Source organism: Actinoplanes sp. NPDC051388, assembly GCF_055586225.1.
Genome location: NZ_JBVJIP010000014.1, coordinates 137,122 through 160,667 on the forward strand (window position 1 = coordinate 137,122; position 23,546 = coordinate 160,667).

The 23,546-nt window shown below is 71.2% G+C and carries 23 protein-coding genes and 2 pseudogenes; 16 read left to right on the plus strand and 9 right to left on the minus strand.

What is annotated here, in order from left to right; genetic code table 11:
• Nucleotides 1–168 precede the first annotated feature (168 nt).
• Both ACZ6TI_RS31440 and ACZ6TI_RS31445 read left to right on the plus strand, forming a co-directional pair.
• Nucleotides 169–585, plus strand: a complete 417-nt coding sequence (locus ACZ6TI_RS31440; protein WP_465348802.1) for a helix-turn-helix transcriptional regulator — start codon at nt 169–171, stop codon at nt 583–585.
• A gap of 13 nt (nt 586–598) precedes the next feature.
• On the plus strand, nt 599–1,021 hold the full coding sequence (locus tag ACZ6TI_RS31445) for a VOC family protein (RefSeq protein ID WP_465348803.1): 423 nt from the start codon (nt 599–601) through the stop codon (nt 1,019–1,021).
• 7 nt (nt 1,022–1,028) lie between these two features.
• On the opposite strand, the gene ACZ6TI_RS31450 is transcribed toward ACZ6TI_RS31445, so the two are convergent.
• Nucleotides 1,029–2,039, minus strand: coding sequence for a hypothetical protein (locus tag ACZ6TI_RS31450; protein ID WP_465348804.1), 1,011 nt, complete (start codon nt 2,037–2,039; stop codon nt 1,029–1,031).
• 152 nt (nt 2,040–2,191) lie between these two features.
• Here ACZ6TI_RS31450 and ACZ6TI_RS31455 point away from each other — a divergent pair, with 152 nt between their 5' ends.
• From ACZ6TI_RS31455 to ACZ6TI_RS31465, 3 genes are read left to right on the plus strand one after another with little or no spacing between them, the layout of a single operon-like run.
• On the plus strand, nt 2,192–3,205 hold the full coding sequence (locus tag ACZ6TI_RS31455) for a hypothetical protein (protein WP_465348805.1): 1,014 nt from the start codon (nt 2,192–2,194) through the stop codon (nt 3,203–3,205).
• Nucleotides 3,202–4,053, plus strand: a complete 852-nt coding sequence (locus ACZ6TI_RS31460; RefSeq protein ID WP_465348806.1) for a hypothetical protein — start codon at nt 3,202–3,204, stop codon at nt 4,051–4,053. Before ACZ6TI_RS31455 ends, ACZ6TI_RS31460 begins: the two co-directional genes overlap by 4 nt.
• On the plus strand, nt 4,050–4,535 hold the full coding sequence (locus tag ACZ6TI_RS31465) for a GNAT family N-acetyltransferase (protein WP_465348807.1): 486 nt from the start codon (nt 4,050–4,052) through the stop codon (nt 4,533–4,535). The genes ACZ6TI_RS31460 and ACZ6TI_RS31465 overlap by 4 nt, the downstream gene beginning before the upstream one ends.
• Here ACZ6TI_RS31465 and ACZ6TI_RS31470 read toward each other — a convergent pair.
• From ACZ6TI_RS31470 to ACZ6TI_RS31495, 6 genes are all read right to left on the minus strand, one after another.
• Entirely contained in the window at nt 4,530–5,645 is a 1,116-nt protein-coding gene (locus ACZ6TI_RS31470; RefSeq protein WP_465348808.1) for a DUF2786 domain-containing protein, read from the minus strand. The two genes, ACZ6TI_RS31465 and ACZ6TI_RS31470, sit on opposite strands and share 6 nt — an antisense overlap.
• Before the next feature lie 71 nt (nt 5,646–5,716).
• A complete protein-coding gene (locus ACZ6TI_RS31475; protein WP_465348809.1) occupies nt 5,717–6,088 on the minus strand; it encodes a hypothetical protein in 372 nt (123 codons plus the stop codon).
• A 32-nt stretch (nt 6,089–6,120) separates the two neighbouring features.
• The gene (locus tag ACZ6TI_RS31480; protein WP_465348810.1) at nt 6,121–6,606 is read right to left on the minus strand and encodes a roadblock/LC7 domain-containing protein; all 486 of its coding nucleotides are present in this window, start codon (nt 6,604–6,606) and stop codon (nt 6,121–6,123) included.
• A 34-nt stretch (nt 6,607–6,640) separates the two neighbouring features.
• Nucleotides 6,641–7,663: a MarR family transcriptional regulator gene (locus ACZ6TI_RS31485; protein ID WP_465348811.1), complete on the minus strand. Its 1,023-nt coding sequence runs from the start codon at nt 7,661–7,663 to the stop codon at nt 6,641–6,643.
• Nucleotides 7,664–7,695: 32 nt separating this feature from the next.
• A complete protein-coding gene (locus ACZ6TI_RS31490) occupies nt 7,696–8,043 on the minus strand; it encodes a hypothetical protein (protein ID WP_465348812.1) in 348 nt (115 codons plus the stop codon).
• 226 nt (nt 8,044–8,269) lie between these two features.
• A complete protein-coding gene (locus ACZ6TI_RS31495; RefSeq protein ID WP_465348813.1) occupies nt 8,270–8,848 on the minus strand; it encodes a DUF4388 domain-containing protein in 579 nt (192 codons plus the stop codon).
• 160 nt (nt 8,849–9,008) lie between these two features.
• Here ACZ6TI_RS31495 and ACZ6TI_RS31500 point away from each other — a divergent pair, with 160 nt between their 5' ends.
• Nucleotides 9,009–9,362, plus strand: coding sequence for a VOC family protein (locus tag ACZ6TI_RS31500; protein ID WP_465348814.1), 354 nt, complete (start codon nt 9,009–9,011; stop codon nt 9,360–9,362).
• A 6-nt stretch (nt 9,363–9,368) separates the two neighbouring features.
• Here the strand turns inward: ACZ6TI_RS31500 and ACZ6TI_RS31505 are convergent, their stop codons facing one another.
• On the minus strand, nt 9,369–10,940 hold the full coding sequence (locus tag ACZ6TI_RS31505) for a methyl-accepting chemotaxis protein (RefSeq protein ID WP_465348815.1): 1,572 nt from the start codon (nt 10,938–10,940) through the stop codon (nt 9,369–9,371).
• A gap of 44 nt (nt 10,941–10,984) precedes the next feature.
• Here ACZ6TI_RS31505 and ACZ6TI_RS31510 point away from each other — a divergent pair, with 44 nt between their 5' ends.
• From ACZ6TI_RS31510 to ACZ6TI_RS31525, 4 genes and pseudogenes are all read left to right on the plus strand, one after another.
• On the plus strand, nt 10,985–12,202 hold the full coding sequence (locus ACZ6TI_RS31510) for a deoxyguanosinetriphosphate triphosphohydrolase (RefSeq protein ID WP_465348816.1): 1,218 nt from the start codon (nt 10,985–10,987) through the stop codon (nt 12,200–12,202).
• Between the two features lie 19 nt (nt 12,203–12,221).
• A pseudogene (locus tag ACZ6TI_RS31515) lies at nt 12,222–12,404 on the plus strand (CHC2 zinc finger domain-containing protein); the annotation flags it as partial.
• Between the two features lie 768 nt (nt 12,405–13,172).
• Nucleotides 13,173–15,053: a DNA primase gene (gene dnaG, locus ACZ6TI_RS31520; protein WP_465348952.1), complete on the plus strand. Its 1,881-nt coding sequence runs from the start codon at nt 13,173–13,175 to the stop codon at nt 15,051–15,053.
• Entirely contained in the window at nt 15,050–15,571 is a 522-nt protein-coding gene (locus ACZ6TI_RS31525; RefSeq protein WP_465348817.1) for a hypothetical protein, read from the plus strand. Before dnaG ends, ACZ6TI_RS31525 begins: the two co-directional genes overlap by 4 nt.
• Nucleotides 15,572–15,988: 417 nt before the next feature.
• On the opposite strand, the gene ACZ6TI_RS31530 is transcribed toward ACZ6TI_RS31525, so the two are convergent.
• Nucleotides 15,989–17,356 carry a hypothetical protein gene (locus ACZ6TI_RS31530; RefSeq protein WP_465348818.1) on the minus strand — a complete coding sequence of 456 codons (1,368 nt, stop codon included), beginning with the start codon at nt 17,354–17,356 and terminating at the stop codon, nt 15,989–15,991.
• Nucleotides 17,357–17,513: 157 nt separating this feature from the next.
• On the opposite strand from ACZ6TI_RS31530, the gene ACZ6TI_RS31535 reads away from it, so the two are divergent.
• The 6 genes and pseudogenes from ACZ6TI_RS31535 to ACZ6TI_RS31560 form a co-directional block, all read left to right on the plus strand.
• On the plus strand, nt 17,514–18,473 hold the full coding sequence (locus tag ACZ6TI_RS31535; protein ID WP_465348819.1) for an ABC transporter ATP-binding protein: 960 nt from the start codon (nt 17,514–17,516) through the stop codon (nt 18,471–18,473).
• On the plus strand, nt 18,473–19,231 hold the full coding sequence (locus ACZ6TI_RS31540; RefSeq protein WP_465348820.1) for an ABC transporter permease: 759 nt from the start codon (nt 18,473–18,475) through the stop codon (nt 19,229–19,231). The genes ACZ6TI_RS31535 and ACZ6TI_RS31540 overlap by 1 nt, the downstream gene beginning before the upstream one ends.
• Before the next feature lie 10 nt (nt 19,232–19,241).
• A complete protein-coding gene (locus ACZ6TI_RS31545; RefSeq protein WP_465348821.1) occupies nt 19,242–20,051 on the plus strand; it encodes an ABC transporter permease in 810 nt (269 codons plus the stop codon).
• Between the two features lie 788 nt (nt 20,052–20,839).
• The gene (locus ACZ6TI_RS31550) at nt 20,840–21,919 is read left to right on the plus strand and encodes a YihY/virulence factor BrkB family protein (protein WP_465348822.1); all 1,080 of its coding nucleotides are present in this window, start codon (nt 20,840–20,842) and stop codon (nt 21,917–21,919) included.
• 260 nt (nt 21,920–22,179) lie between these two features.
• Nucleotides 22,180–23,358, plus strand: coding sequence for an ROK family transcriptional regulator (locus tag ACZ6TI_RS31555; RefSeq protein WP_465348823.1), 1,179 nt, complete (start codon nt 22,180–22,182; stop codon nt 23,356–23,358).
• Nucleotides 23,355–23,546 (plus strand): annotated as a pseudogene (locus ACZ6TI_RS31560) (hypothetical protein); the annotation flags it as partial. The gene ACZ6TI_RS31555 and the pseudogene ACZ6TI_RS31560, both read left to right, overlap by 4 nt.

Sequence of the window (23,546 nt, forward strand, 5' to 3'; positions counted from 1 at the left end):
GCCGAGTGCGGGTAGGCGGGGGCTGTTCGGCCAGCGTGCGCCGAGTGCGGGTAGGCGGGGGCTGTTCGGCCAGCGTGCGCCGAGTGCGGGTAGGCGGGGGCTGTTCGGCCAGCGTGCGCCGAGTGCGGGTAGGCGCAGCCGGGCTGTTCGTGTGCGATGCTGGTCGGCATGGATCGGGCCGACCTGGTGCGTCTGCGCCGGGTGCGCGACCGGATGGACCGGGAATACGCGGATCCGCTCGACGTGACCGTGCTGGCCCGCGACGCGCTGATGTCGCCGGGGCATTTCTCCCGCAGTTTCCGGGCCGCGTTCGGGCAGACGCCGTACTCGTACCTGATGACCCGCCGGATCGAGCGGGCCACCGCCCTGCTCCGCCGCGGCGACCTGTCGGTGACCGAGGTCTGCATGGCGGTCGGGTGTTCCTCGCTCGGGTCGTTCAGCGCCCGCTTCACCGAGCTGGTCGGGGAGTCGCCGAGCGCCTACCGCGCCCGCGACCACGACGAGCTGGCCGTGATCCCGGCCTGTTACGCGCGGGTCGTCACCAGACCGGTCAGGAACAGAGAAGCCGGGCAGACTCCCGCGTAATAGCGTGAGCTGCATGGACATCAAACTTTCGCACACGTTCCTGGCGGTCGACGACCACGACAAGGCGATCGAGTTCTATCGCGACCTGCTCGGGCTCGAGGTCCGCGGCGACGTCGGCTACGAGAAGATGCGCTGGGTCACGGTCGGCGCGCCGTCGCAGCCCGAGGTCGACATCGTGCTCTATCCGCCGGACTCGAACCCGGACATGTCACCGGAGGATCGCAAGTCGGTCTCCGACATGATGGCCAAGGGCGTCTTCGCCAGCGTGGTGTTCTGGACCGACGACTGCGACGCGACGTTCGACCGGCTGTCCGCGGCCGGCGCCGACGTCGTGCAGGAGCCGATGGACCAGTCCTACGGGGTGCGCGACTGCGCGTTCCGCGACCCGGCCGGCAACCAGGTCAGGTTCACCCAGAGCAAGCCGGCCGGGGGCTGAGCGGCGGTCAGTGCTCGGCCGGGATGCCGCTGCGGAACGCCCAGGCCGCGATGGTCACGCCATAGCCGAGCAGCAGCGCGATCGGGATCACCAGCAGCACCGCCGGGCTGGTCGCGGCGCTCGGCGCGGCGCACATGCCGAACAGCGGCGCGACCAGATAGGCGGCGCCCGGCCGCACCCGGCTGTTCACCGGGCTGCGGAACGCCACCAGCGCGGGCTGCCTGGCCGGCAGGTCCCGGTCGTGCAGCCGGCCGGTCGGCCACACGGTGCCCTTGTCGGTGGTCAGCACGGCGCGGCCGTCCGCGTCTTCGCTGAAGTGGGCGGTCACCTCCTGGCCCGGTTCGAGGGCCGCGAAGCCGGGACTCCACATGACCCGCTGCCACCGGATGGCGGGCGGGCGGACGAATCCCCGGCCGGGCTTGAAGGCGTCCTCGTCGTACGGCGCGTCGGCCGGGAACAGCAGCGTGCCCAGCCCGATGTCGACCGTCTTGACCGAGCCGAAGCCCAGCTGCGTGCCCTGCAGGGCGAACGGCACCACCCGATAACGCTGGCCGGGCTGAGCCGCGGCGACGCGCGCCTTGCGGACCCGGAACCACCAGCCCAGCGCGACGCTCACCGTGAGGATCAGGAACGGCAGCGCGATCAGCAGCACCCACCATCGCGGCGCCGGCGGGATCACCAGTTTCTCGTCCTCGCCCGCCGGGAACGCGACGCCTTCCGGGTCGGCCGGGTCGTACCGGATCCGGAACGGCCGGTCCCGGGGGATCGGGCCGCTGCCCTCGGGCACCCGGAACTGCGCTTCGTGGACGTCGCCGGTGGCGTCCTTCCATCGCACGTCCAGGCGTTCCGGTTCGTCGCCGCCCACCGGGTCGCCCTGGCCCTCCACCACGGTGGTGGCGCGGCCGGAGTGCGCGAACCAGGAGGCGAGGTCGGCGACGCAGAAACCACCGACGACCAATGTGGACAGAACGGGAAGAATGAGTGAGATGACGATCGCGCGGCGCGGGAACCTGCCCATGTGAACCCCTTCCCGAGGAGACGTCGACGCGGATCCGCGTCACGACCTCAGGATGGCGACGACCCGGCACGTCCAACCATGGGCAGCAGATGGGAAGTGGATGGGGCATCCGCAGCGGCTGGGCGTCGATAGGATCCGCCGGGTGTGGATCGATGGATGACAGCCGTCCGCCGGGCGTGCGGACCTGGGCGGTGGTGGTCGCGGCGACCGGTGGCGCGCTCGCGCTGGTCGGCATCACCCTGCCGTGGGCCGCGGTGCAGCCGGTGGAGACACCCGGGCCGGCCTTTCTGGTGCAGCTCGCCGACCTCAACCCGGTCGTCGCCCCGGCCGCCGCGCTCATCCTGATCTTCGTCGGAGCCGGCGCCGTGATCAGTCTGTCCGCGGCGCACCGGCTGTCGTCGGTGCTGTGGGCGACCACCATGATGACCTCGGTCGTCGGCTCCGTCGGGCTGCTGTTCATCACGACCTATGCGCTGCGCGGCGCCCAGCTGGTGGTCCGCAACCCGATCACCTATGCGGCACAGCCGCTGACGGTGGGCACCTCGATCCCGTCCACCGGCTGTCTGCTCTATCTGGCCGGCCTGGCCATGGTGCTGATCGGCGTCTCCGGCGCCGACCTGGTGCGGCGCGGCGGTATCGCGCCGGTCGAGCTCAGCCCCGAGGCTGTCGAGCTGCTGCACACCGTGCGCCGGGGCGCCCAGCGGGTGACCCTGGCGATCGCGCTGGTGACCGCGGCGGCCTCGGTCTGGTTGCCGTGGCACCGGCTGCGGCCGGGCGACGGCGGCTCCCTCACGCTCGCCCCCGTCTCCGCCGGACCGGACGACGTCCAGGTCTGGTCGGTGATCTACCGCGTCGGGCTCTTCGTCTGCCTGGCGTTCATCGTCGTGGCGCTGGTCGTGCGGGCGGCCACGGCGGTGCTGCGGCGGGCCGGGCTGATCTGCTCGACCGCCGTGCTGGTCGCCCTGGCGATGGGCTACCTGGTGCTCTGGCAGACGGTCACCCGGCTGCTGAACGAGGCGCGCACGGCCTATGCCAGCCTGCGGCCGGGGCTCGGATTGGCGCTGGGCATGGTCACGATGCTGGTGCTGATGATCAGCTTCGCCCTGCTGCAGCCGGCCCCGACTCCGGCTCCGGCTCTCCAGGCGACCGAGGCGGAGCCGTCGTGAGCCGGAAGCGGAAAAGGCCGCCGCAGGCACCGGCCGCGCCGCCGGAGGCACGGGCCACCCCGCCGGAGGCGCCGGCCAAGCCGCCGTCCGCGTGGGCCCGGCTGTCCGGTGGCACCAAGACGCTGGTCGCGCTGGCCGCGACCACCGCCGTGGTGACCGTCGTGCCCGGTGTGATCCCGTGGTTCTCGGACCGCGCGCTCGACCTGGCCGGGTCCGCGCTGGTCGACATCGACACCGTGTTCGGCCCGTCCGACCGCGGGCTCTATCTGGCCGCCACCGAGCCGATCACGACGGAGCCCCCGGCGCCGGCCGACGACCCACGCTTCGTGCCGGCCGGGTGGGGCGAGGCGCGCCTGACCGTCGAGGGCCGCCGCGCCGGCGTGGTCGCGGTCGTCGGCATGACCGTGGAGGTGGTCGAGCGGTCGCCGGTGCGGACCGGCACGGTCTTTCTGATCTCGTCGCAGGGCGAGGCGGAGAACACCAACCTGGCGGTGAACCTCGACGCGCCGGACCCCGCGGTGACCGAGGCGTCCACCGGCACCCCCTACTTCGCCGCCAAGCATCGCGACCTCAAGCGCGGCGAGATCTGGGTGAGCACCGTGGTCGCGTCGGCCACGCGGTGCGAGTGCGCGTTCCGCCTGCACGTGGAGCTGCGCTACCGCGGCGACCGGCACGAGGTGGTCGTGCCGCCCGCCGATGAGCCGCCGTTCCGGATGACCGCGTTCGCCAGGCCTGGTGCCTATGCCATGCAATACGACTGGGACGCCAACGCCCAGGTGATCGGCCACGACTGCCGGGCCGCCCCGAAGACCTGCGACCCCGGCCAGTTCCCCAGGGTGGTGAAGTGATCCGCATCGACGTGAACGCGGTCCCGGCCGATGAGGTCTGGCCGCTCTATCGGGACGTGTTCGGCGTCTTCCCGACGATCGAGGAGTGGCGTGCCGCGGTCTGGGACCGGCACTCCGCAAGGGACGGGTTCCGGCTGGCGCGTGCGGAGGAGGGCTTCGCCTATGGCTACACCGGGCAGCCCGGCCAGTGGTGGACCGACAACGCCCGCACGGTGCTCGCACCCGAGGTCGCCGAGGACTGGCTGGGTGGCGGCCACTTCGAGCTGGTCAGCATCGGTGTGCGCGCGGAGGCCCGCGGCCGGGGCCTGGGCCGGCGCCTGATGCGCGCCCTGCTCGACGGCCTGCCGCACGACCGCCTGCTGCTGATGACCACCGACGACGCGACCGATCCGGCCCGCCAGCTCTATGCCGACGAGGGCTGGCACGTCATCGGGCCGGGCATCGGCGATCGGACCGTGATCATGGGCCGCCGCCGGTCATAGGGTGGCGCGGTCGGCGGCGTCGCGGCCGGAGTCCCAGCCCTCGTGGCTGTCCACGCGCGCGCCGCGCGCCCGCACGGTGTGCGGGAAGATCCGCTGCATCGTCTCGCGGACCTCGGCGTCCCGGGAGGCCAGCACCGGCAGCAGATCCGAGCCCCCGGCCGCGGCGGCCGCCGCGGTGACCGCCTTGAGCCGCTCGCCGATCCGCGCGGCGAAGGCGATCAGGAACGACCGCCGGAAGGCCTTGATCCGGGCCTTCCCGCCGCGTGGTTCCGCCGCCGTCATCAGCCGATGCCCCTGCACCAGCAGCGACGTGTAGAGCACCTCGACCGCGTCGACATCGGCGTCGAAGCCGAACAACGTGCAGAAGCCCAGCTCCGGTGACCACACCCCGTGGCACCGGTTGGCCCGGGCGGTGGCGTCGAGCAGGGCGGCCTTCTCGTTCTCATAGGGGTGATCGACCCCGATCCGCCGGGCGTGCGGCACCACGTCCGCAGTCCGCACGCTCATCGCCTCGGCCAGGCTGTGCCGCGCGATCAGCTCCTGCGCCTTCGCCGTGTACGCGTCCGCCTCCGCCGGAAACGCGGTGGCCTCCGCCTTGGCCAGCAGGGACCGCACCCGGTGCAGCAGCCGCGGATCCGCGCCACGGTGCGTGGAAGGCGCGGTGGTGCCGGGCGGCGCGATCAGCACCTCGACCGGCGGCAACCGGCGCAGCGTCGCCATCAGGCCGAGCACCGCGTCGAGCAGCCTGATCCGGTCGACTCGCCGGCGCGCGGCGGCCTCGCGCAGATAGGTCTCCTCGCTCGACCACCAAGCTGTGGTCTCGAGCTGGCCGGACCAGCGCGGGTCGACGCCCGAGAACCGGCGCGCGTGCGCGACCAGCGCGTCGTCGACCAGGTGGGCCTGCACCGGGTCACCGCCGCGGGCGACCACGCGATGCAGCTCGGCCGGCTGCCAGCCCGCATCCGCGAGCGCGGCGACCGCGTCGCGCATCATCGCGGTCAGCGCGGGATCGACCTCTCCGGCGGGCGCGACGGCCAGCCCGTCCAGGCCGGTCTCGAATGCGACCGCCCCGCCGAGGATCGCCGAGACCGTCTCCCGCACCGACTGCACGGGTCCAGCGTACGGAGCGGGGAAGGCCGGGTGGTGATGGGCCTTCCCCGCCTACGTGCGGGCCACCGGCGTCAGACGTCGAGATCCGACTCGATGCGCTTCAGCTGGTGCCGGGCCATGGCCAGGTTCGACCGGTCCCGGCGCAGTGCCACATAGAGGAACAGACCCTTGCCGGAACGGCTGGTCAGGGGCCGGATCAGGTGGTACTGCGTGTCGAGCGTGATCAGGATGTCTTCGATCTTCTCGGTGAGATTGAGCATCTCCATGGCGCGCAGCTTGGCGCGCACCACATCCGTGTTGCCGGCCGCCGCGACCGTCAGGTCGAGCTCCTTGCCGCCACCGGCGGTGCCGAGGGCCATGCCGCTCGTGTGATCCACGAGCGCGACGCCGATCGCGCCGTCGAGGTCCATGATCTCTTTGAGTGCGGTGTCCATGTCGGGCATGGGTTACTCCTCCGTACGGGGTTGACGTTCGGTCAGCCGGCGGCTTGCCGGCGCCGGATGCTGGTGGGCAGGGTGGCCATCGGGGTGCGCCTGGCCATCGGGGTTGACGGACCGGGTTGGGTGGGGATCTCCATGCGGGCCGGTGCGGGCATGTCGAGGGCCAGGATCGAGATCAGCCGCGTCACGCTGCGGCGGGCCTCGAGGTGCACCATGGCCAGGTTCGCGCTTCCCGTCGTGACGACCGTGAGCAGCGCGTTCGCGCCCGCCGCATAGGACGTGATGTAACCGCCGTCGCACTCCACCACCGACTCCCGCAGCTCACCGTGCCGCACCGCGTGGGCGAAGCGGCGGGCGAGCGCGAGGTGCGCGGCGGCCAGGGCGGCGAGGCTGTCGGGTTCGATGCCGTGCGCGTCGTGCGCCACCACCATTCCGTCGGCGGTGGCCAGCACGCTGCCGGTCAACTCCGGTAGTCGTGTCCGGAGGTTGCCCAGCTCGTGCAGCACAGCCGGATCCACCATCGTCGGCCTCCCATTCCGTGAGGGGGTGCGCGCGTCACCGCAGGGCCCGCAATGCGGTGCGGATGCGTTTCAGCAGGACCTCGTCGGCGCCGGGCGGATCCGGCGGGGGCTCGCCGGCGAGGTCCTTGGGTAACTTGGCCCCCGGCTTGCGGCGGGCCAGCTTGGGTGGGCGGTAGACCACGCCGTTGGCGGTGGACGGCACCCCCTCGATCGGCGGTTCGTCGGCCGGTCCGGCGTTCGGCCGGTGCACCACCGGTACGAGTGGGCCGTCGTCCAGCGTCACCACGGGCCGCTCGACATCCGCGGCGACGCCACGGGCGCGCGGCAGGCGTACGAAATCAGGGTTGCCGTTCGTGCGATCCCGCAGCTCGGGCCGCTCGATCAGGCCGAGCGCCGCCAGCCGGCGCAGCTCCTGAACGCATGCGTAACCGGCCCGGCCCAGCAGTTGCGCCAGGTCCGCCGGGGTGCGCTGACCGTCCGCGTGCACCAGCAGCTCCCATTGCAGGCTGGTGAGCGTGATCCGTTCCAGCGGCGGGCGGGGGACCGGGCTGACCGCCGCGGTGTCGATCTCCGGATGCGGGAAGATCTCGTCCAGCAGACGGGCCCGGCGGCGCGATTCGCGATTGACCGCGGCGGCCTCGACCCGCACCACCGCGCCCAGCCAGTGTGTCGCGCCGGCCCGGAACTCGACCGGCGCGCTGGCCGGGGCGAGCGCGAAGTACGCCGCGTCATAGATCGCTCCGAGCACGCACAACTCCAGCTCACCCTGCGTCAGGTGGCCCTGGTCCAGCAGCAGCTGCCCGACCCGCGCGGCCGGACCGCCGATGTCCAGCGCCGCCTGCCAGGTGCGCCCGGCCAGCCGGCCGGACGACGTGAGCAGCTCGCCCACGCCCGGCGCGGCCGGCGACTCGGCATAGATGACCGTCCCGTCCACCAGGTAGACGACACCCCCCGGTGCGCCGCCGGGGTGGCCGCCCACCACCAGCGCTCCGGTCTGCCGCTCGCCCGCCACCTGCGTGAGCAGGCGCCCGGGAGCCGCGGTCTTCGTGGGGGTCACAGGGGTCCTTCCCGCTGGTTTCGGTGGGGGAGTTAGGTGGCGACCAGCTCGGCGGCGAGCGTCTGCATCCGGCGGCGGGCCACGGCGAGGTTCCCGTGGATCCGGTCCAGCCAGACGTAGAGCACCAGCCGGCTGTCGAAGTCGGTCTGCACGAGACGCAGCAGGTGGTAGCCCCCCGCGGTCGTGATGATCAGGTCTTCCAACAGGTCGTGCGGCACGGCCGAGACGAACAGCGAACGGCTCGTCGCGGCCTGGACCACGTCCGCGGTGCCGGCCGCCGCGGCCTCGTGGTCGGAGTTGGGCGCGGCGCCGGTGGTGGCGACCGGGAACCCGGTGGTGTAGTCGACGATGCTGGCTCCGACCGCGCCAGGGATCGTCATGGCCTCCTGCAGGCAGTGCTCTACGCCGGGCACTTCTCTCCTCAGCGTTTGGTTCCTGGTTCCCGTCCGCATGCGGCCCGCGGCCGGGAGTTCCCTCGTCTGGCATCTCCGCGCGGTGGCGGAGTTGCGTGCGAATCCGCCGCGTTTTCGCGCCGTCACCGTGGGCCATCCTGCGGCGACTCTGCGGCTACTTGTCGCACCTGCTGTGCGTCCTGATGAAGCTGTCTCACAACGCCGACTCGACGGTGGCCCGGATGCGTTTCAGCGCCGCGTAATCCGGGCGCCGGCCGACCGAGCGACGGGGCCAGGCCGGGTGCGGCCGGCCCACCCAGGGCATGTCGTTCCCGGTACGCGGCGCGGGCACCCGCCGCAACCGCTTGGCCGTCTCGCTGATCAGCGCACCGAGCTCGACCTGCGCGATCACGCCCAGCCAATGCCGTTCCCCGTCGGCGAACCGGGTTGCCGCGTCATCGCTCTGCAACAACGCGTGGGTCACGTCGCAGATCGCGGACACCACCCGGCAGGCCAGCTCGTTCTGTCCGATGTGGCCGTCCCGGATCAGCGTCCGCGCCACCCGGCGGGTCGCGGCCCCCTCGGCGTACGCGTCCGTCCAGACCGCCGCGGGCAACCGCCCGGACGCCACCAGCCGCTCGCCGATCCCCGGGCAGGCCGGCGACTCGGCGTGCGTGATGTGCCCGGCGACCAGATAGAGCACTCCGCCCGGGGCGCCGTCCACGTGCAGGGCGCCGGTCCGGCCGGCGTCGGCGAGCTCGTGCAGGATGTGCCGCAGGGACGCGGAATTCACGTCGGCTCCTTGGATGAGGTGGCATCGGCTGAACGCATGGTGTGCACCCATCGAGGCCCGTCGCCGGACGCACGGTCCGTTGTCCGGCGGGGTAACCCACCCGGTCGGTGGGCGTAACATGATCGCCACTTTCGGACGGCGCAGCGTGGGGGAGAAGAGCATGAGCAGTCGGTGGGAGCAGGTCGTCGTCGACTGCGAGGACCCGGCCCGCCTGGCCCGCTGGTGGGCCGAGGCGCTGCGCTACCAGATCGTCTTCGAGGAACCCGACGAGGTGGAGATCCGGCGCACCCCCGATGAGATGCCCGGCCTGCTGTTCGCCACCAACTCGGACGTCAAGACCGTGAAGAACCGCCTGCACATCGACCTGCGCCCGGACGACCAGGAGGCCGAGGTCGAGCGGCTGGTGGACATGGGCGCCCGCCCGGTCGACGTCGGGCAGCACGACGTGCCGTGGGTGGTGCTGGCCGACCCCGAGGGCAACGAGTTCTGTGTGCTCTCGTCGAAGAAGTCCTGAGACGCGTCAGTAGCGGAACTGCCCGATCAGGGTCTGAATCTCGCCGGCCGCCGAGCTCACCCGCTCGGCCGACAGCCGGGTGGTGTTCGCACCCTCGGCGGTCGACTCCGACGAGCGGGTGATGTGCGCGACCGTGCCGCTGATCTCGGCCGCCGCGGTGGACACGTCGCCGACGTTCCCGGCCATCAGCTCGGTGGTCGCCGACTGCTCCTCGACCGCCGCCGCGATCATCCGCTGCCCGTCGTCGATCTGCCCGATCACCTCGGTGATGGTCGCGATCGCCGTCGCCGTACGCGCGGTCATGTCCTGGATCGCCGAGATCTTCGTGGTGATGTCGCTGGTCGCCTGAGCAGTCTCCTGCGCCAGCTCCTTCACCTCGGTCGCCACCACCGCGAAACCCTTGCCCGCCGACCCGGCCCGGGCCGCCTCGATGGTCGCGTTCAGCGCCAGCAGGTTGGTCTGCTCGGCGATCTGCGTGATCAGCTTGACGATGTCGCCCACTTCGGCGCCGGCCGCGCTCAGCCCGGCCACCGCGGTCGCCGTCTCGGTCGCGCTGTCGTTCGCCCGGGAGGTGGTCACCGCCGCGTCCGAGGTCTGCCGCGCGATCTCCCGGATCGACTCGGACAGCTCCCCGGTCGCCGTGGTCATGTCGGTCACCGCGCTGGACACCTGCCGGGCCGCGGTGTCCGCGCTGCGCGCCTGCGCCGACGTCTGCTCGGCCGAGCTGTCCAGGCTGCCCGCCAGCCCACGCAGGTCGCCGCTCGCCGCGGTCAGCGCCGCCACACTGCTCGCGGTCGCGGACACCGTGGAACGCACCGCGGTCAGCGCCTCGTTCAGCGCGTCGGCCATCTCGCCGAACTCGTCCCGGTGCGGCACGTCGGCCCGGACCGTCAGGTCACGCTGCGCCATCGCCCGCAGCGTGGCCAGCATCCGGCTCAGCGGGCGCCGGACCGCCCGGATGGTCAGCACCGCCGCGAACACGGTCAGCAGCACCGCGGCCAGCGTGCCCGCGATCACCACCCAGGCGCTGCGCGAGGCCGCCCGCCGCCCGGCCTCGCCGGCCTGCTCGACGGCGGTCAGCATTGCGTCGTCGATGGCGCCCAGGTCCGTCTCCAGCGACGAGAACTGGCCCAGGAACGCGGGCAACTCGTCCCTCGCGCCGTCCACGATGCGCCGGGCCGTGTCGCCGTACGCCACCACGGCCGGGCGCACCCGCGCGTACTCGGCGACCAGCCCGGCCGGCGCGCCGGCCGCCGCCGCGTCGAAGTTGGTCACCATCGTGGTGGCGTGCTCGTCCACCTCCTCGACGCCGAACTGTTCCCGCTGCTCCGGCGTGGTGGCGAACATCGCGGACATCACGTCGGCGCGCAGGCCGTCGTGCATCATGTCGGCGTTCCACTGATGGCTCATCGCGTCGCTGACCCGGGTCATGTCCTCGTTGGCCCGGGACTGGCCGGCGGACCCCCAGGCGGCGGCGCCGGCCACCAGAAGGGCGGCGACCACGCCGGCGGTGGTCATCAGAAGCAGCCGGGCGACGATGGTCAGCCGGGCGCGCGCGGGTGCTGAGACGGAGTCCACATTTACCGCATCGGCATCAGCGATCAACGGCTTAGGGTTGGCGCATGACGTCCGACGCCGAACGCTGGGCCGGCGAGCCCGCCAAGGACAGCGGTTACGGGCGCACCCAGTTCGAACGGGACCGGGCCCGGGTGCTGCACTCCGCCGCGTTCCGCCGGCTCGCCACCAAGACCCAAGTGCACACCGCCGGGTCGGACGACTTCCTGCGCACCCGGCTCACCCACTCGCTCGAGGTCGCGCAGATCTCCCGCGAGATGGGCGCCCGGCTGGGCTGCGACCCCGACGTCGTCGACGTGGCCGGGCTCGCGCACGACCTCGGTCACCCACCGTTCGGCCACAACGGCGAGGCGGCACTCGACGTGGTCGCACAGCCGTGCGGCGGCTTCGAGGGCAACGCCCAGACGCTGCGGGTGGTGACCCGGCTCGAGGCCAAGGTGCCCGGCGCCGGCCTGAATCTGACCCGGGCCTCGCTCGACGCCACCTGCAAGTACCCCTGGCTGCGCAAACCCGGAAAACGCAAATTCGGGGTGTACGCCGACGACGTGCCGGTCTTCGACTGGATCCGCCGCGGCGCCCCGGACGGCGAGCGGCGCTGTCTCGAGGCGCAGGTGATGGACTGGGCCGACGACGTGGCCTATTCGGTGCACGACGTCGAGGACGGGGTGTTCGGCGGCTACATCACGCTGCGCACCCTGATCGATGATGCATCGGAGCGTGCCGCGCTCTGCGCCGACGTCGCCGCGATGTACTCCGACGAGCCGGTCGACGTGCTGGCGGAGCACCTCGCCCAGGTGCTCGCCGACGAGGTGGTGGCGGCCGCCGCGGACTACGACGGCACGTTCCGCAGCCAGATCGCGCTCAAGCGGATGACCAGCGTGCTGACCGGCCGCTTCGTCGCCTCGGCGGTCGGCGCCACGAACAGCCGGCACGGCTCCGAGCCGGTCCGGCGGTACGCGGCCGACCTGGTCGTCCCGCGCACGGTCCGCATCCAGTGCGCCCTGCTCAAAGGCTTGGCGTTGCGTTACGTGATGCGGGCTCGTGCCGCCGAGGAGTGGTACGAGCGCCAGCGCATCATCCTGACCGAGCTGGTCGAGGCGCTCTGCGCCCGCGCTCCGGAGGGGCTGGACCCGGTCTTCGAGCCGCTCTGGAAGGAGGCGCCGGACGACGCGGCCCGCCTGCGCGTCGTGATCGACCAGGTCGCGTCGCTCACCGACCACGGCGCCGTGGACTGGCACCGTACCCTCGTGGCGGGTGGCAAGTAGCGCGAGGCAGGATGTACCGGTGGCCAGAGTGAAGGATGAAGACATCGCGCTGGTCCGCGACCGCACGTCCATCGCCGACGTGATCAGCGAGACCGTCACGCTCAGGTCCGCCGGCGGCGGCAACCTGAAGGGCCTGTGCCCCTTCCACGACGAGAAGACCCCCTCTTTCACGGTCTCTCCCGCCCGAAATGTGTACTTCTGTCTTGCCGGGGAGACGCGCGTCATCACTGATCAGGGCGTACGGGAGATCCGAGAGCTCGCCGGCGGGCGGCATCGCGTGATCACCACGCACGGGCGGTTCGTCGAGGCGCCGTTCCAGTCGTTCGGAGAACAGCCGGTCGTGCACCTGAAGCTGTCCCGCAACGGGCAGAAGAAGACGATCCGGACCACCACCAACCATCGGTGGTTCATCCGTGCGCGGACCAATCGGGGCGAGAAGCGGGTGGAACGGGTCACCGCCGAACTCAAGCCGGGCGACCGGCTCGCGCACGTCTTTCCGAGGGCGCTCACCACCCGCAACGGTGGTTACGACGTCTGCGCCCCGTCGCCCTTCGGCGTCGCCCGCGGCATCGTCTTCGGTGACGGCACCCTCGCGGACAAGGGCAGTGTGGCCTTCCTGTACGGCGGGAAGGATCGGGAGCTGCTGAAATGGTTCCCTCTGAGCGAGACGTACGAGTCCGCCGACCGGCTCACGGTGACCGGGCTTCCGGCGTACTTCAAGACCGATCTTCCGCCGTTGACCGAGTCCCTCGCCTACCTCTACGGGTGGCTGGCCGGATATTTCGCGGCCGACGGAGACGTGGCCGCGGACGGCTGCATCTCCCTCAACTCGTCCCGCCGCGACCATTTGGAATACGTGCGCGACCTCTGCACCCGGATCGGCGTCGGCACCTACGGCATCCGCGAGTACGTGCGCACCGGTTTCCCCGACGTCCAGCGGTCGGACGGCCAGGTCGGCTACACCGGCCCGATGTATCGCCTCATTCTGATGGGCAACGACATCCCGGAGGAGTTCTTCCTCATCGGCGCGCACCGGGATCGGTTCGCCGCGAACCGCAAGCGGGTCGAGCGACGTGGCTGGGTGGTCGAGGCGATCGAGGACAACGGCGAGGTCGAGGAGGTCTTCTGCCCGGTCGTGGACGGCACGCACGCCTTCGTCCTCGAGGACAACATCTTGACCGGCAACTGCCATGGCTGTGGCATGGGTGGCGACGCGATCAAGTTTCTGATGGACGCGGAGCATCTGACGTTCATCGAGTCGGTCGAGCGGCTCGCCGGCAAGGCCGGGCTGCAGCTTCGTTACGACGAGTCGCCGTCCGACCGCAAGGGCGTGCCGCGCCAGCAACCCGGGCAGAAGCAGCGCCTGCTCGCCGCGCACGCCGCCGCCACCGACTTCTACCGCGGCCAGCTCACCACCCCGGGCGCCCGCAAGGCCCGCGAGTTCCTGGCCCAGCGCGGCTTCGGCCGGGACGCCGCGGAAAAGTACGGCTGCGGCTTCGCCCCCGACGGCTGGGACCACCTGAGCCGCCACCTGATGCAGAAGGGCTTCACCGCCGAGGAGCTGACCGCCGGCGGCCTGTCCAAGCCGGCCAAGTCCGGCTCGCTGATCGACCGCTTCCGGCGCCGGCTGCTCTGGCCGATCCGCGATCTGAGCGGCGACGTGATCGGCTTCGGCGCGCGCAAGCTCTTCGACGATGACGACGGCCCGAAATACCTGAACACGCCCGAGTCGCCGCTCTACAAGAAGTCCCACGTGCTCTACGGCATCGACCACGCCAAGCGGGAGATCGCCAAGCGTGGCCGGGCGGTCATCGTGGAGGGTTACACCGACGTGATGGCCTGCCACGAGGCGGGCGAGCCGACCGCGGTGGCGACCTGCGGCACCGCGTTCGGCATCGATCACATCGGCGTGCTGCGCCGGCTGCTGATGGACAGCGACAGCTTCACCGGCGAGATCATCTACACGTTCGACGGCGACGCGGCCGGGCAGAAGGCCGCCCTGCGCGCCTTCGAGGAGGACCAGCGCTTCGTCGGCCGCACGTTCATCGCGGTCAGCCCGGACAACATGGACCCGTGCGAGTTGCGGCTGGCCAAGGGCGATCTCGCGGTCCGCGACATGATCGCCGGCCGGGAGCCGCTGGTGGACTTCGCGCTGCGCCAGACGCTGATCCGCTTCGACCTGGACACGGTCGAGGGGAGGGTCGAGGCGATGCGGCGTGCGGCGCCCTTGGTCGCCAAGATCAAAGACCGGGAGAAGCGCCCGGAGTACGCGCGCAAGCTCGCCGGCGACCTCGGCATGGATCTCGAGCCGGTGCTGCGGGCGGTGCAGTCCGCGCATCAGCCGGAGGTGGTCGCCCAGCGCCGGCCGGCCGCCGCGGACAGTCCGCAGCGGATGGTCGAGCGCGAGGCGCTGAAACTGGCCCTGCAATACCCGGTGCTGGCCGGCCCGATGTTCGACGCGCTCGGCCCGGAGACGTACGGCGACGAGGTCTTCCGCACGATCCGGCTGGCCATCGCGGCGGCCGGCGGCACCACCACCGCGACCGGCGGCGTGGTGTGGATCGAGGCGATCCGGGACGCCTGCGACGACCTGAGCGGCAAGGCGCTGATCGGCGAGCTGTCGGTGGAGCCGCCGCGGCTGGACGGCGAGGTCGACCTGCACTACGTGTCGACCCAGCTGGCCCGTCTGCAGGTCGGCGCGGTGGCCACCCGGATCCGTGATCTCAAGTCGAAGGTGCAGCGGATCAACCCGGTGCAGCACAAGGATGAATATCTGGCGATGGCCGGCGAGCTGTTCTCGCTGGAACAGCACGCGCGGGCCCTGCGCGAGCAGGCGGCAGGAGGATTGTGAGTCTCTTTCGGCGGCGTCCCAAGCTCCCGGCCGGGTTGCGCCCGGAGCTGGAGGCGGACGAGCGGGTGCTGGCCTGGGCGCTGGCCGGCGAGGACGCGGCGGTGGTGGTCACCAACCGCGGCCTGTGGCTGCCCGGCGTCGGGCGGTTCGGCTGGCACGACATCCACAAGGCCGGGTGGTCGGGCCGCGAGCTGCGGATCGTCCCGGCCGAGGTGGCCGAGGTGCGCGACGACTACGCGGTGCTGGTGGACGCGCCGCCGGTGACGGTGCTGCTGCTCGAGCCGGGTGAGGTGCCGGATCAAGTGCGCACCCGGGTGACGCGCTCCGTGGCGTACACGTCTCACCATCCGTTGCCGCAGGGCGGCGTGCGCGTGGTGGGCCGGCGGGTGAGCGGGGTGGACGGCCTGAGCTGGGCGGTCCGTTACGACTCCGGCACGCCGGTGGACAGTGAGCCGGTGATCAAGGTGACCACCGAGCTGGTGAACGCGGCCCAGAGCGCGACCGCCCCATCGGTGTAAAACCACGACGCGCGTTGGTGTGTGCTGGCCCTGCTCGGGCTGGCCTTCCTGATGACCACGGCGCCATCCTGATCGCGGCGCTGCCCGCGATCACCGCCGACCCGCGGCTCGGCCCCAGCTGGCGCAGTGGACCCTGACGGCACACGCGGTGACCTCAGGCGGCCTGCTGCTGCTCTTCGGCCGGATGGCGGACCCGCTCGGCCGGCGCCGGATGTGCCGAGCCCGCCACATCCTCAAGCCGGTCCGCCGGCCCAATCCACGGTGCGTGGCCGGTCCTGATCCAGCCCACCAGGTCCCCAGGCCGGTCCGGCTGGCCCAACCCGCGGTGCGTGGCCGGTTCTGACCGACTGTCGGGTTCGCCGAGAGGGGAGTCGGTCGACGTCTCGCTCAGTCGAGTCGGCGACGTGCGCGACTTGTCTATGGACGGGCCGCCTGAGCAGGGCGGACCCGATTGATTCCGGCAGCCCGGCGGACGCCGAGCGCCGGCGCAGCCTTCTCAGCGGGTTGGCCCTCGGTGGGTCCCTTCTCGGCGGACACGTTCTCGCGGCCCTCTTCGGCGTCACTCTTCGCGTCTTCGCCCTTCTCCTTCTCGCCCACCGCGGCCTCGGGGGTCGGCGGCACGGGCTGCTGCTCCGGCTTGCCGGGGAGGCGCAGGGCCAGTGCGAGCGCCCAGCCGAAGGCGAGGGAGACCGGCATCCAGAGGGGCATGTTCATCCGGTTCCACTCCGCCTCGACCGGGTGGGCGATCAACATCGCGATGCCGCTGAGCCCGATCAGCAGCCAGGGCAGGGCGATCACCCGGTCGCGTCGGATCAGGACCACCGCCGCGATCACGAGGAGCACGATGAACCACGGGTCGGTCAGCACGGACATGCCCTGGTCCGGCCAGTATTCGAGGTTCTTGTCGACCAGCCACCCGATGGGATCCGCCACCTCCGGGTCACGCCAGTGCCGGGTCGCGTAGTCCTGGATCGTCGCGTCGAGACCCGGCAACGTGAACACCGTGGCGATCACCTGCCAGGCGACGATGGCGACGACGCCCGCGGCGGCGGTCAGCGAGGCGTCGCGGCGCAGCCGGGGGGCGAAGATCGCCACCAGCAGGCTCGCGCCGGTCACCGCGGCCACACCGGCCATGCCGCTGGCTGATCGGAACGCGAACAACCAGATCAGGGAACCGCCCAGGAGCAGCAGGCCGCCGATCCGGCGGCCGCGCCAGACCAGCATGACGGCGAGCAGGAGGGCGAAGTATCCGGCGGCCACGCCGGCCTCGGCCAGCAGCCGGGTCATCCACCATCCGGACGGCAGCGCGCAGAACATCAGCGTGCCCAGGAACCCGGCCGGTCCCGACCCGGTCGCCATCGCGATCGCCAGGTAGGACAGTAGGCCGACCAGGACCGCGAGGAGCAGGGTGGCGAGCACCATGCCGCGCCACGCGCCGAAGACCTTCACGAACGGGGCGGCGACGAGCGGGTATCCCGGGCGGCTCTCGAAGATCGCGACGTACTGCGGTGTCTTGATCGCCGGGTACCCCTCGCATGTGGGTTTGCGATCCTGGTCGACCAACGATCGGTTGATGTCGCGGCAGAGCTGCTCCGAAGCGATGGCCGCCGCCCGGTCTTCGCTCACCCCGGCGAAGACCTGTGCCTGTTTCATATACCAATACGTGTCGCCCGGGGCCAGCCGCTCGGGGTTCTGATAGCGAGCGAGGAAGAACGCTCCGCCGGCCAGCGCCGAGAGGACCAGCCAGAACACGCCGAGGCGGCGTGCGCGGTCGGTGACGGACATGATCGGGACCCCCATGAGTCGAAATCGGGTGCACCGTAGCGGGTTTTCGGAGGGCATGGGGGGCGTTGTCGTCCCTTTGTGGACGGACGAGTGACCATCCGGATTTCGCCGCATCGATGTGATTGCGGTCACCACTCCCGCGGCAAAGCCGATGAGAATGTCGGACCCGGTCACTAGGGTCCTGGCTGTGAGTGCGGAATCCCTGATCCACGCCCGTGGGCTTGTCAAACGCTTCGGTGACTTCACCGCGGTCGACGGCATCGACGTCGACGTCCAGCGCGGTGAGGCGTTCGGTTTCCTGGGCCCGAACGGCGCGGGCAAGAGCTCGACCATGCGCATGGTCGGTTGCGTCTCCCCGCCGACCGACGGTGTGTTGCGCATCCTCGGGCTCGATCCGCGGCGCGACGGCCCGGCGATCCGGGGCCGGCTCGGGGTGTGCCCGCAGCTCGACAATCTCGACATCGAGCTGTCCGTGCGGGAGAACCTGACGACCTATGCGCGGTTCTTCGGCATCCCGCGCCGCACGGCCCGGGCCCGGGCCGACGAGCTGCTCGACTTCGTGCAGCTCACCGAGCGCGCCGACAGCCGGGTCGAGCCGCTGTCCGGCGGCATGAAACGGCGCCTGACGATCGCCCGCGCGCTGGTCAACGAGCCCGAGATGGTGCTGCTCGACGAGCCCACCACGGGCCTCGACCCGCAGGCACGGCACCTGGTGTGGGAGCGGTTGTTCCGGCTCAAGCAGCAGGGCGTGACGCTGGTGCTGACCACGCACTACATGGACGAGGCCGAGCAGCTCTGCGACCGGCTCGTGGTGATGGACGGCGGCAAGATCGTGGCCGAGGGCTCGCCGCGCGCGCTGATCGAGCGATATTCGACGCGCGAGGTGGTCGAGCTGCGGTTCAACGCGGAGTCCCAGGAGAGTTATGCCGACAAGCTGGCCGGCCTGGGGGAGCGGGTCGAGGTGCTGCCCGACCGCATCCTGCTCTATGTGGCGGACGGCGACGACGCGGCCGCCGAGGTGCAGCGGCGCTCGCTGAGCCCGGCCAGTGTGCTGGTCCGGCGCAGCAGCCTGGAGGACGTGTTCCTGCACCTCACCGGCCGGACGCTGGTGGACTGATGAGCGCGACCCTCGGGGTTCTGGAATACCACCTGGTCAGTTATCGCAGGCTCTGGCGGGCCAGCCTGCTCGGCTCGTTCGTGCTGCCCTTGCTGACCATGGTCGGCTTCGGTGTCGGGGTGGGCGCCTATGTGCAGGGTGGCGTGGACGGCGTGCCCTATCTCGACTGGATGGTGCCCGGGCTGATCGCCTCGACCGCCATGCAGATCGGCTTCTCCGAGTCGACCTGGCCGGTGCTCGGCGGATTCGAGTGGCGGCGGATCTATTTCGGGCAGGCGGACGCGCCGCTGCGGGTCGCCGACATCATCGGCGGGCATCTGCTGTTCGTGCTGTTCCGGGTGCTGCTCAGCGCCGGCGCGTTCCTGGGTGTCGCGGCGGCGTTCGGCACGCTGCACAGCTGGCTGGCGTTCGCCGCGTTGCCGGTCGCGCTGCTGGTCGGGCTCGCCGTGTCCACACCCACGTTCGCCTATGCGGCGTCGGTCACCTCGGACAGTTATCTGGCGATCCTGATGCGCCTGGGCATGTTGCCGATGTCGCTGTTCTCCGGCGTGTTCTTCCCGGTCGACCAGCTTCCGCTGCTGCTGCGCTGGGTGGCTTACGCGTTTCCGCTCTGGCACGCGGTGGACCTGACCCGGGCGGCCACGCTGGGCGTCGCGCCGGAGTGGTCGGCGACCGGTCACCTGATCGTCCTGGCGGCATGGGCGGCCGGCGGCTGGTGGCTGGCAAACCGCGCCTTCTCCCGTCGGCTAGTGGTCTGAGGAGGTCACCGTGGTCACGCTGATGCTGCCGCGCCTGATCGCCGTCCGCGGCGCCGGGCGCCGGTCGATGTCGATGGTGGAGCGCAATGTCGCCGCGCTGCGCAGCGCCTATTGGATCGTGATGGCCAGCGGCTTCCTCGAGCCGGTGCTCTATCTGTTCTCCATCGGCCTGGGCGTGGGCGCCCTGGTCGGCGACCTCACACTGCCCGGCGGCCGGGTGGTGGACTACGCGGTGTTCGTCGCTCCCGCGATGCTCGCGTCGTCGGCGATGACCGGCGCGCTGTCCGAGACCACGTTCAACTTCTTCGGAAAGATGAAGTGGATGCGGCTCTACGAGGGGGTCGTGGCCACGCCGGTGCGGCCGATCGAGGTGGCGATCGGCGAGCTGACCTGGGCGATGATCCGCGGCACGATCTATTCGGCCGCGTTCCTGGTGGTGATGGTCGCGATGGACCTGACCACGGTCGGTCTCGCGGTGGCGGCGCTGCCGGCCGCGGTCCTGGTCGGCTTCGCCTTCGGCGGCATCGGCATGGCGTTGTCCACCTTCATGCGCAGCTGGCACGACTTCGACCTGATGATGACCGTGCAATTCGCCCTGTTCCTGTTCTCCGGCACGTTCGTCCCGGCCGAGGGCTACCCGGCAGCCTTGCGCTGGGTGGTGGAGGCCACCCCGCTCTACCGCTCGGTGGACCTCCTCCGAGGCATCACCACAGGCTCCTGGAGCCCACTCCAACTCCTGGACGTTGCCTACCTGCTGATCCTCTTCGCCGTAGGCGTGACAGTCGCAGGCCGCCGAATGGAACGAATCCTCTGCGAATAACTCACCCACCCCCACCGCTCCTGCTTCCACCCGCCATCCGCGCCTGGCCCTCCGCGCCTGGCCCTCCGCGCCTGGCCCTCCGCGCCTGGCCCTCCGCGCCTGGCCCTCCGCGCCCGGCCCTCCGCGCCCGGCCCTCCGCGCCCGGCCCTCCGCGCCCGGCCCTCCGCGCCCGCGCTTCCGCGGCCCCGCGCTTCCGCGGCCCCGCGCTTCCGCGCCGCGCTTCCGCGCCGTGCTTGTGCGCCCGCGCCGTGCTTGTGCGCCCGCGCTTGTGCACCCGCGCCCGCGCTTGTGCACCCGCGCCCGCGCTTGTGCACCCGCGCCCGCGCTTGTGCACCCGCGCTTGTGCGCCCGCGCTTCCGCGCCTGCGCCCGTGCTTGTGCGGCCCCGGCGGTTCCGCGCTCGCGCTTGCAGGCCCACCCCCGGCGCTTCAGCGCCCGCGCTTTGTGCGGCCCGACTGCGCGGCTCGCGCTTGCGTGCCCACGCCCCGGCGCCGTCGCTTTCGCCGGCGCTTCCGACGCCTGTCTTTCGTGCTTGCGCCCATCTCGATCAACCTCGCGGCACGCTCGATCCCGTCGGCATGGCGTCCGCTCCTCGCGGTGGGCCGGCGAGCCGGTGCCAGGCGTGAAGGTCTGAGACGCCTTGGGGCGGCCGTGGCGCGCGGGGTGAGTTGCCCCTGGGAGATGGCTGTGAGGAGTGGGTTAGAGGCCGGGCATGGCGGGCATCACATCAGGTAGGCCGCCAATCGACGTGGCAGCGGCCTTGTTACGTAGCCGGAGGGAAATACCGCGATGAAGCTTCGCCACAAGGCCGACAAGGATGCTGAGGCCCGCGACGCCAAGCTTGATCTGGACGCGGCCAAGACCACCAGGACGGGCGACGATCGGGATGCCGGTCTTGACGCGCCCGACCCGGACGCCGGGCCGCCCAGCCCCGCCGGCCTCAAGGGTGGCGGGGTGTTCGCCGCGGTCAAGCGGACGTTCAAGCAGTTCTCCAGCGACAACGTCTCGGACTGGGCTGCCGCGCTGACGTACTACGGCATTCTGTCGATCTTCCCGGCCATGATCGCGCTGGTCTCGGTGCTCGGGTTGGTCAGCAACGACGGCAAGCAGCAGGTCAAGGACACGCTCAACGAGGTGGTGCCGAGCAGCCAGATCCAGAGTCTGGTCGACACCGTGCTGGGTCAGGTGAGCGACCCGGGCACGGCCGGCATCGCGGCGATCGTCGGTATCGCGCTGGCCTTCTGGTCGGCGTCCGGCTACGTCGCCGCCTTCATGCGCGCCTCGAACGCCGTCTACGACGTGCCCGAAGGCCGGCCGATCTGGAAGACCATTCCGATCCGCCTCGCCGTCACCGCCGCGGTCGGCATCATGCTGGTCGCGTCCGCGGTCATCGTGGTCTTCACCGGGGGCCTGGCCGAGGCGGTCGGCGGCCGGATCGGGCTCGGCGACCAGGCCGTCCTGGTCTGGAGCATCGTGAAGTGGCCGGTGCTGATCATCCTGGTCAGCCTGATGTTCTCGATCCTCTACTGGGCGTCGCCGAACGCGAAGACCGGCGGCTTCCGCTGGGTCAGCCCGGGCGGCATCTTCGCGGTGGTGCTCTGGGTGGTGGCCTCCGGCGCCTTCGCGCTCTACCTGACCTACTTCGCCAGCTACAACAAGACCTACGGCACCCTCGGTGGTGCGATCGCGTTCCTGGTCTGGCTGTGGATCTCCAACCAGGCGATCCTGCTCGGCGCCGAACTGGACGCCGAACTCGAGCGCGGGCGGGCCATCGCGGCCGGCCACCCGGCGGACGAGGAGCCCTTCCTCCAGCTGCGCGACGACCGCAAGATCAAGAAGGGCAGCGACAAGGGCCTGAGCACTTCCTAGCCCGGTCAACGACAACCAGCAAACGATGAGCGGCCGGTCCCGACGGGACCGGCCGCTTCGCTGTCTGCCCCACCGCTCCGCTCCCGAAAGACGCGGGTGCTGAAGACGAAAGTGGGGGGTAGTCGTGGGACTTTTGGTGGAGAAAACAAAAGTTGATAGAGATCTTCTGGAAGGTATGGACCTGGACGGCGGAAGAGGCCTAGTGTGACCGGCACGACACAGCATCGTTTCCGGGCTGTGAACCCCCGCCGGAGGTAGTTGTGCACGTCGCTGACGCTCCCCATCATCGGGTGCTTCGACTGCTGCGTGACGAGGGCCCGGTGTCGCGTGCCGAGCTTGGCGACCGCCTCGAGCTCACCCGTCCGCGGCTGTTGGCCGAAGTGGAACGACTCGTCTCCGCGGGGTTGATCGCCGAGGCCGGCATGGCCGCTTCGCGCGGTGGGCGGCGGTCCACGCTGGTCGAGTTGCACCCGCGGCTGCGCTTCGCGGCGGTCGATCTGGGCGCCAGCTCGATCGACATAGAGGTCACCAACGGACGGCTCGAGCCGGTCGCGGCCTACCGCGAGACCGCCGACATCCGTTCCGGGCCCAAGGTGATCCTGCATCGGGTCAACGAGTTGCTGGCCAAGGCGCGCACCGACGGGGCATTCGAGAAGCTCGACGCCGTCGGGATCGGGGTGCCGGGTCCGGTGAGCTACCGCGACGGAGTGCCGGTGTCGCCGCCGATCATGCCGGGGTGGGACCGCTACCCGGTGCGTGAGCTGCTCGCCCGCGAGCACGGGTGCCCGGCCGTGGTGGACAACGACGTGAACATCATGGCGATCGGCGAGCGGCACGGCGGGGTCGCGCATTCGGTCGACGACTTTCTCTTCGTGAAGATCGGCACCGGCATAGGGTGTGGGATCCACCTGGCCGGCGACGTCTATCGCGGGGTGGACGGATGCGCCGGCGACATCGGGCACATCCAGGTCGACGCGCACGGGCCGGTGTGCTCGTGCGGGAACGCGGGCTGCCTGGAGGCGCTGTTCAGCGGCGCCGCGCTGGCCCGGGACGCGGTCGCCGCGGCGCGCAACGGTGAGTCGCCCGCGCTGGCCGAGCGTCTCGCGGCAAACGGTGAGCTCGGCGCCCGCGATGTCGCGGAGGGCGCCGCCGAGGGAGACGTCACCTGCATCCGGCTGATCCGCGACGGTGGCCGCCGGGTCGGGGGAGTGCTCGCCACCCTGGTCAGCTTCTCCAATCCGTCGATGATCGTCATCGGGGGCGGGTTGGCGCTGCTGGGGCACATCCTCCTGGCCGAGATCCGCAGCGTGGTCTATCGGCGCTCGCTGCCCCTTGCGACCGGCAACCTGCCCGTCGTTTTATCGGAGTTGGGCAGTCGCGCCGGCGTGACCGGGGCGGCGGTGCTGGCCAGCGACACAGCTTTCGAGCAGGCGTCATGACCGTCCCGGAGCAGCGTCGAGAGCCCGCTGGCGCAGAGGAAGCAGAACCCTCTGCGCCCCGAGAGGAAGCACCGGCAGGAGAGCAACCGCCGGCAGGAGAGCAACTGCCGGCAAGCAAGCAGGCAGCGGCAGGCGAGCAGGCAGCGGCAGGCGAGCAGGCAGCGGCAGGCGAGCAGGCAGCGGCAGGC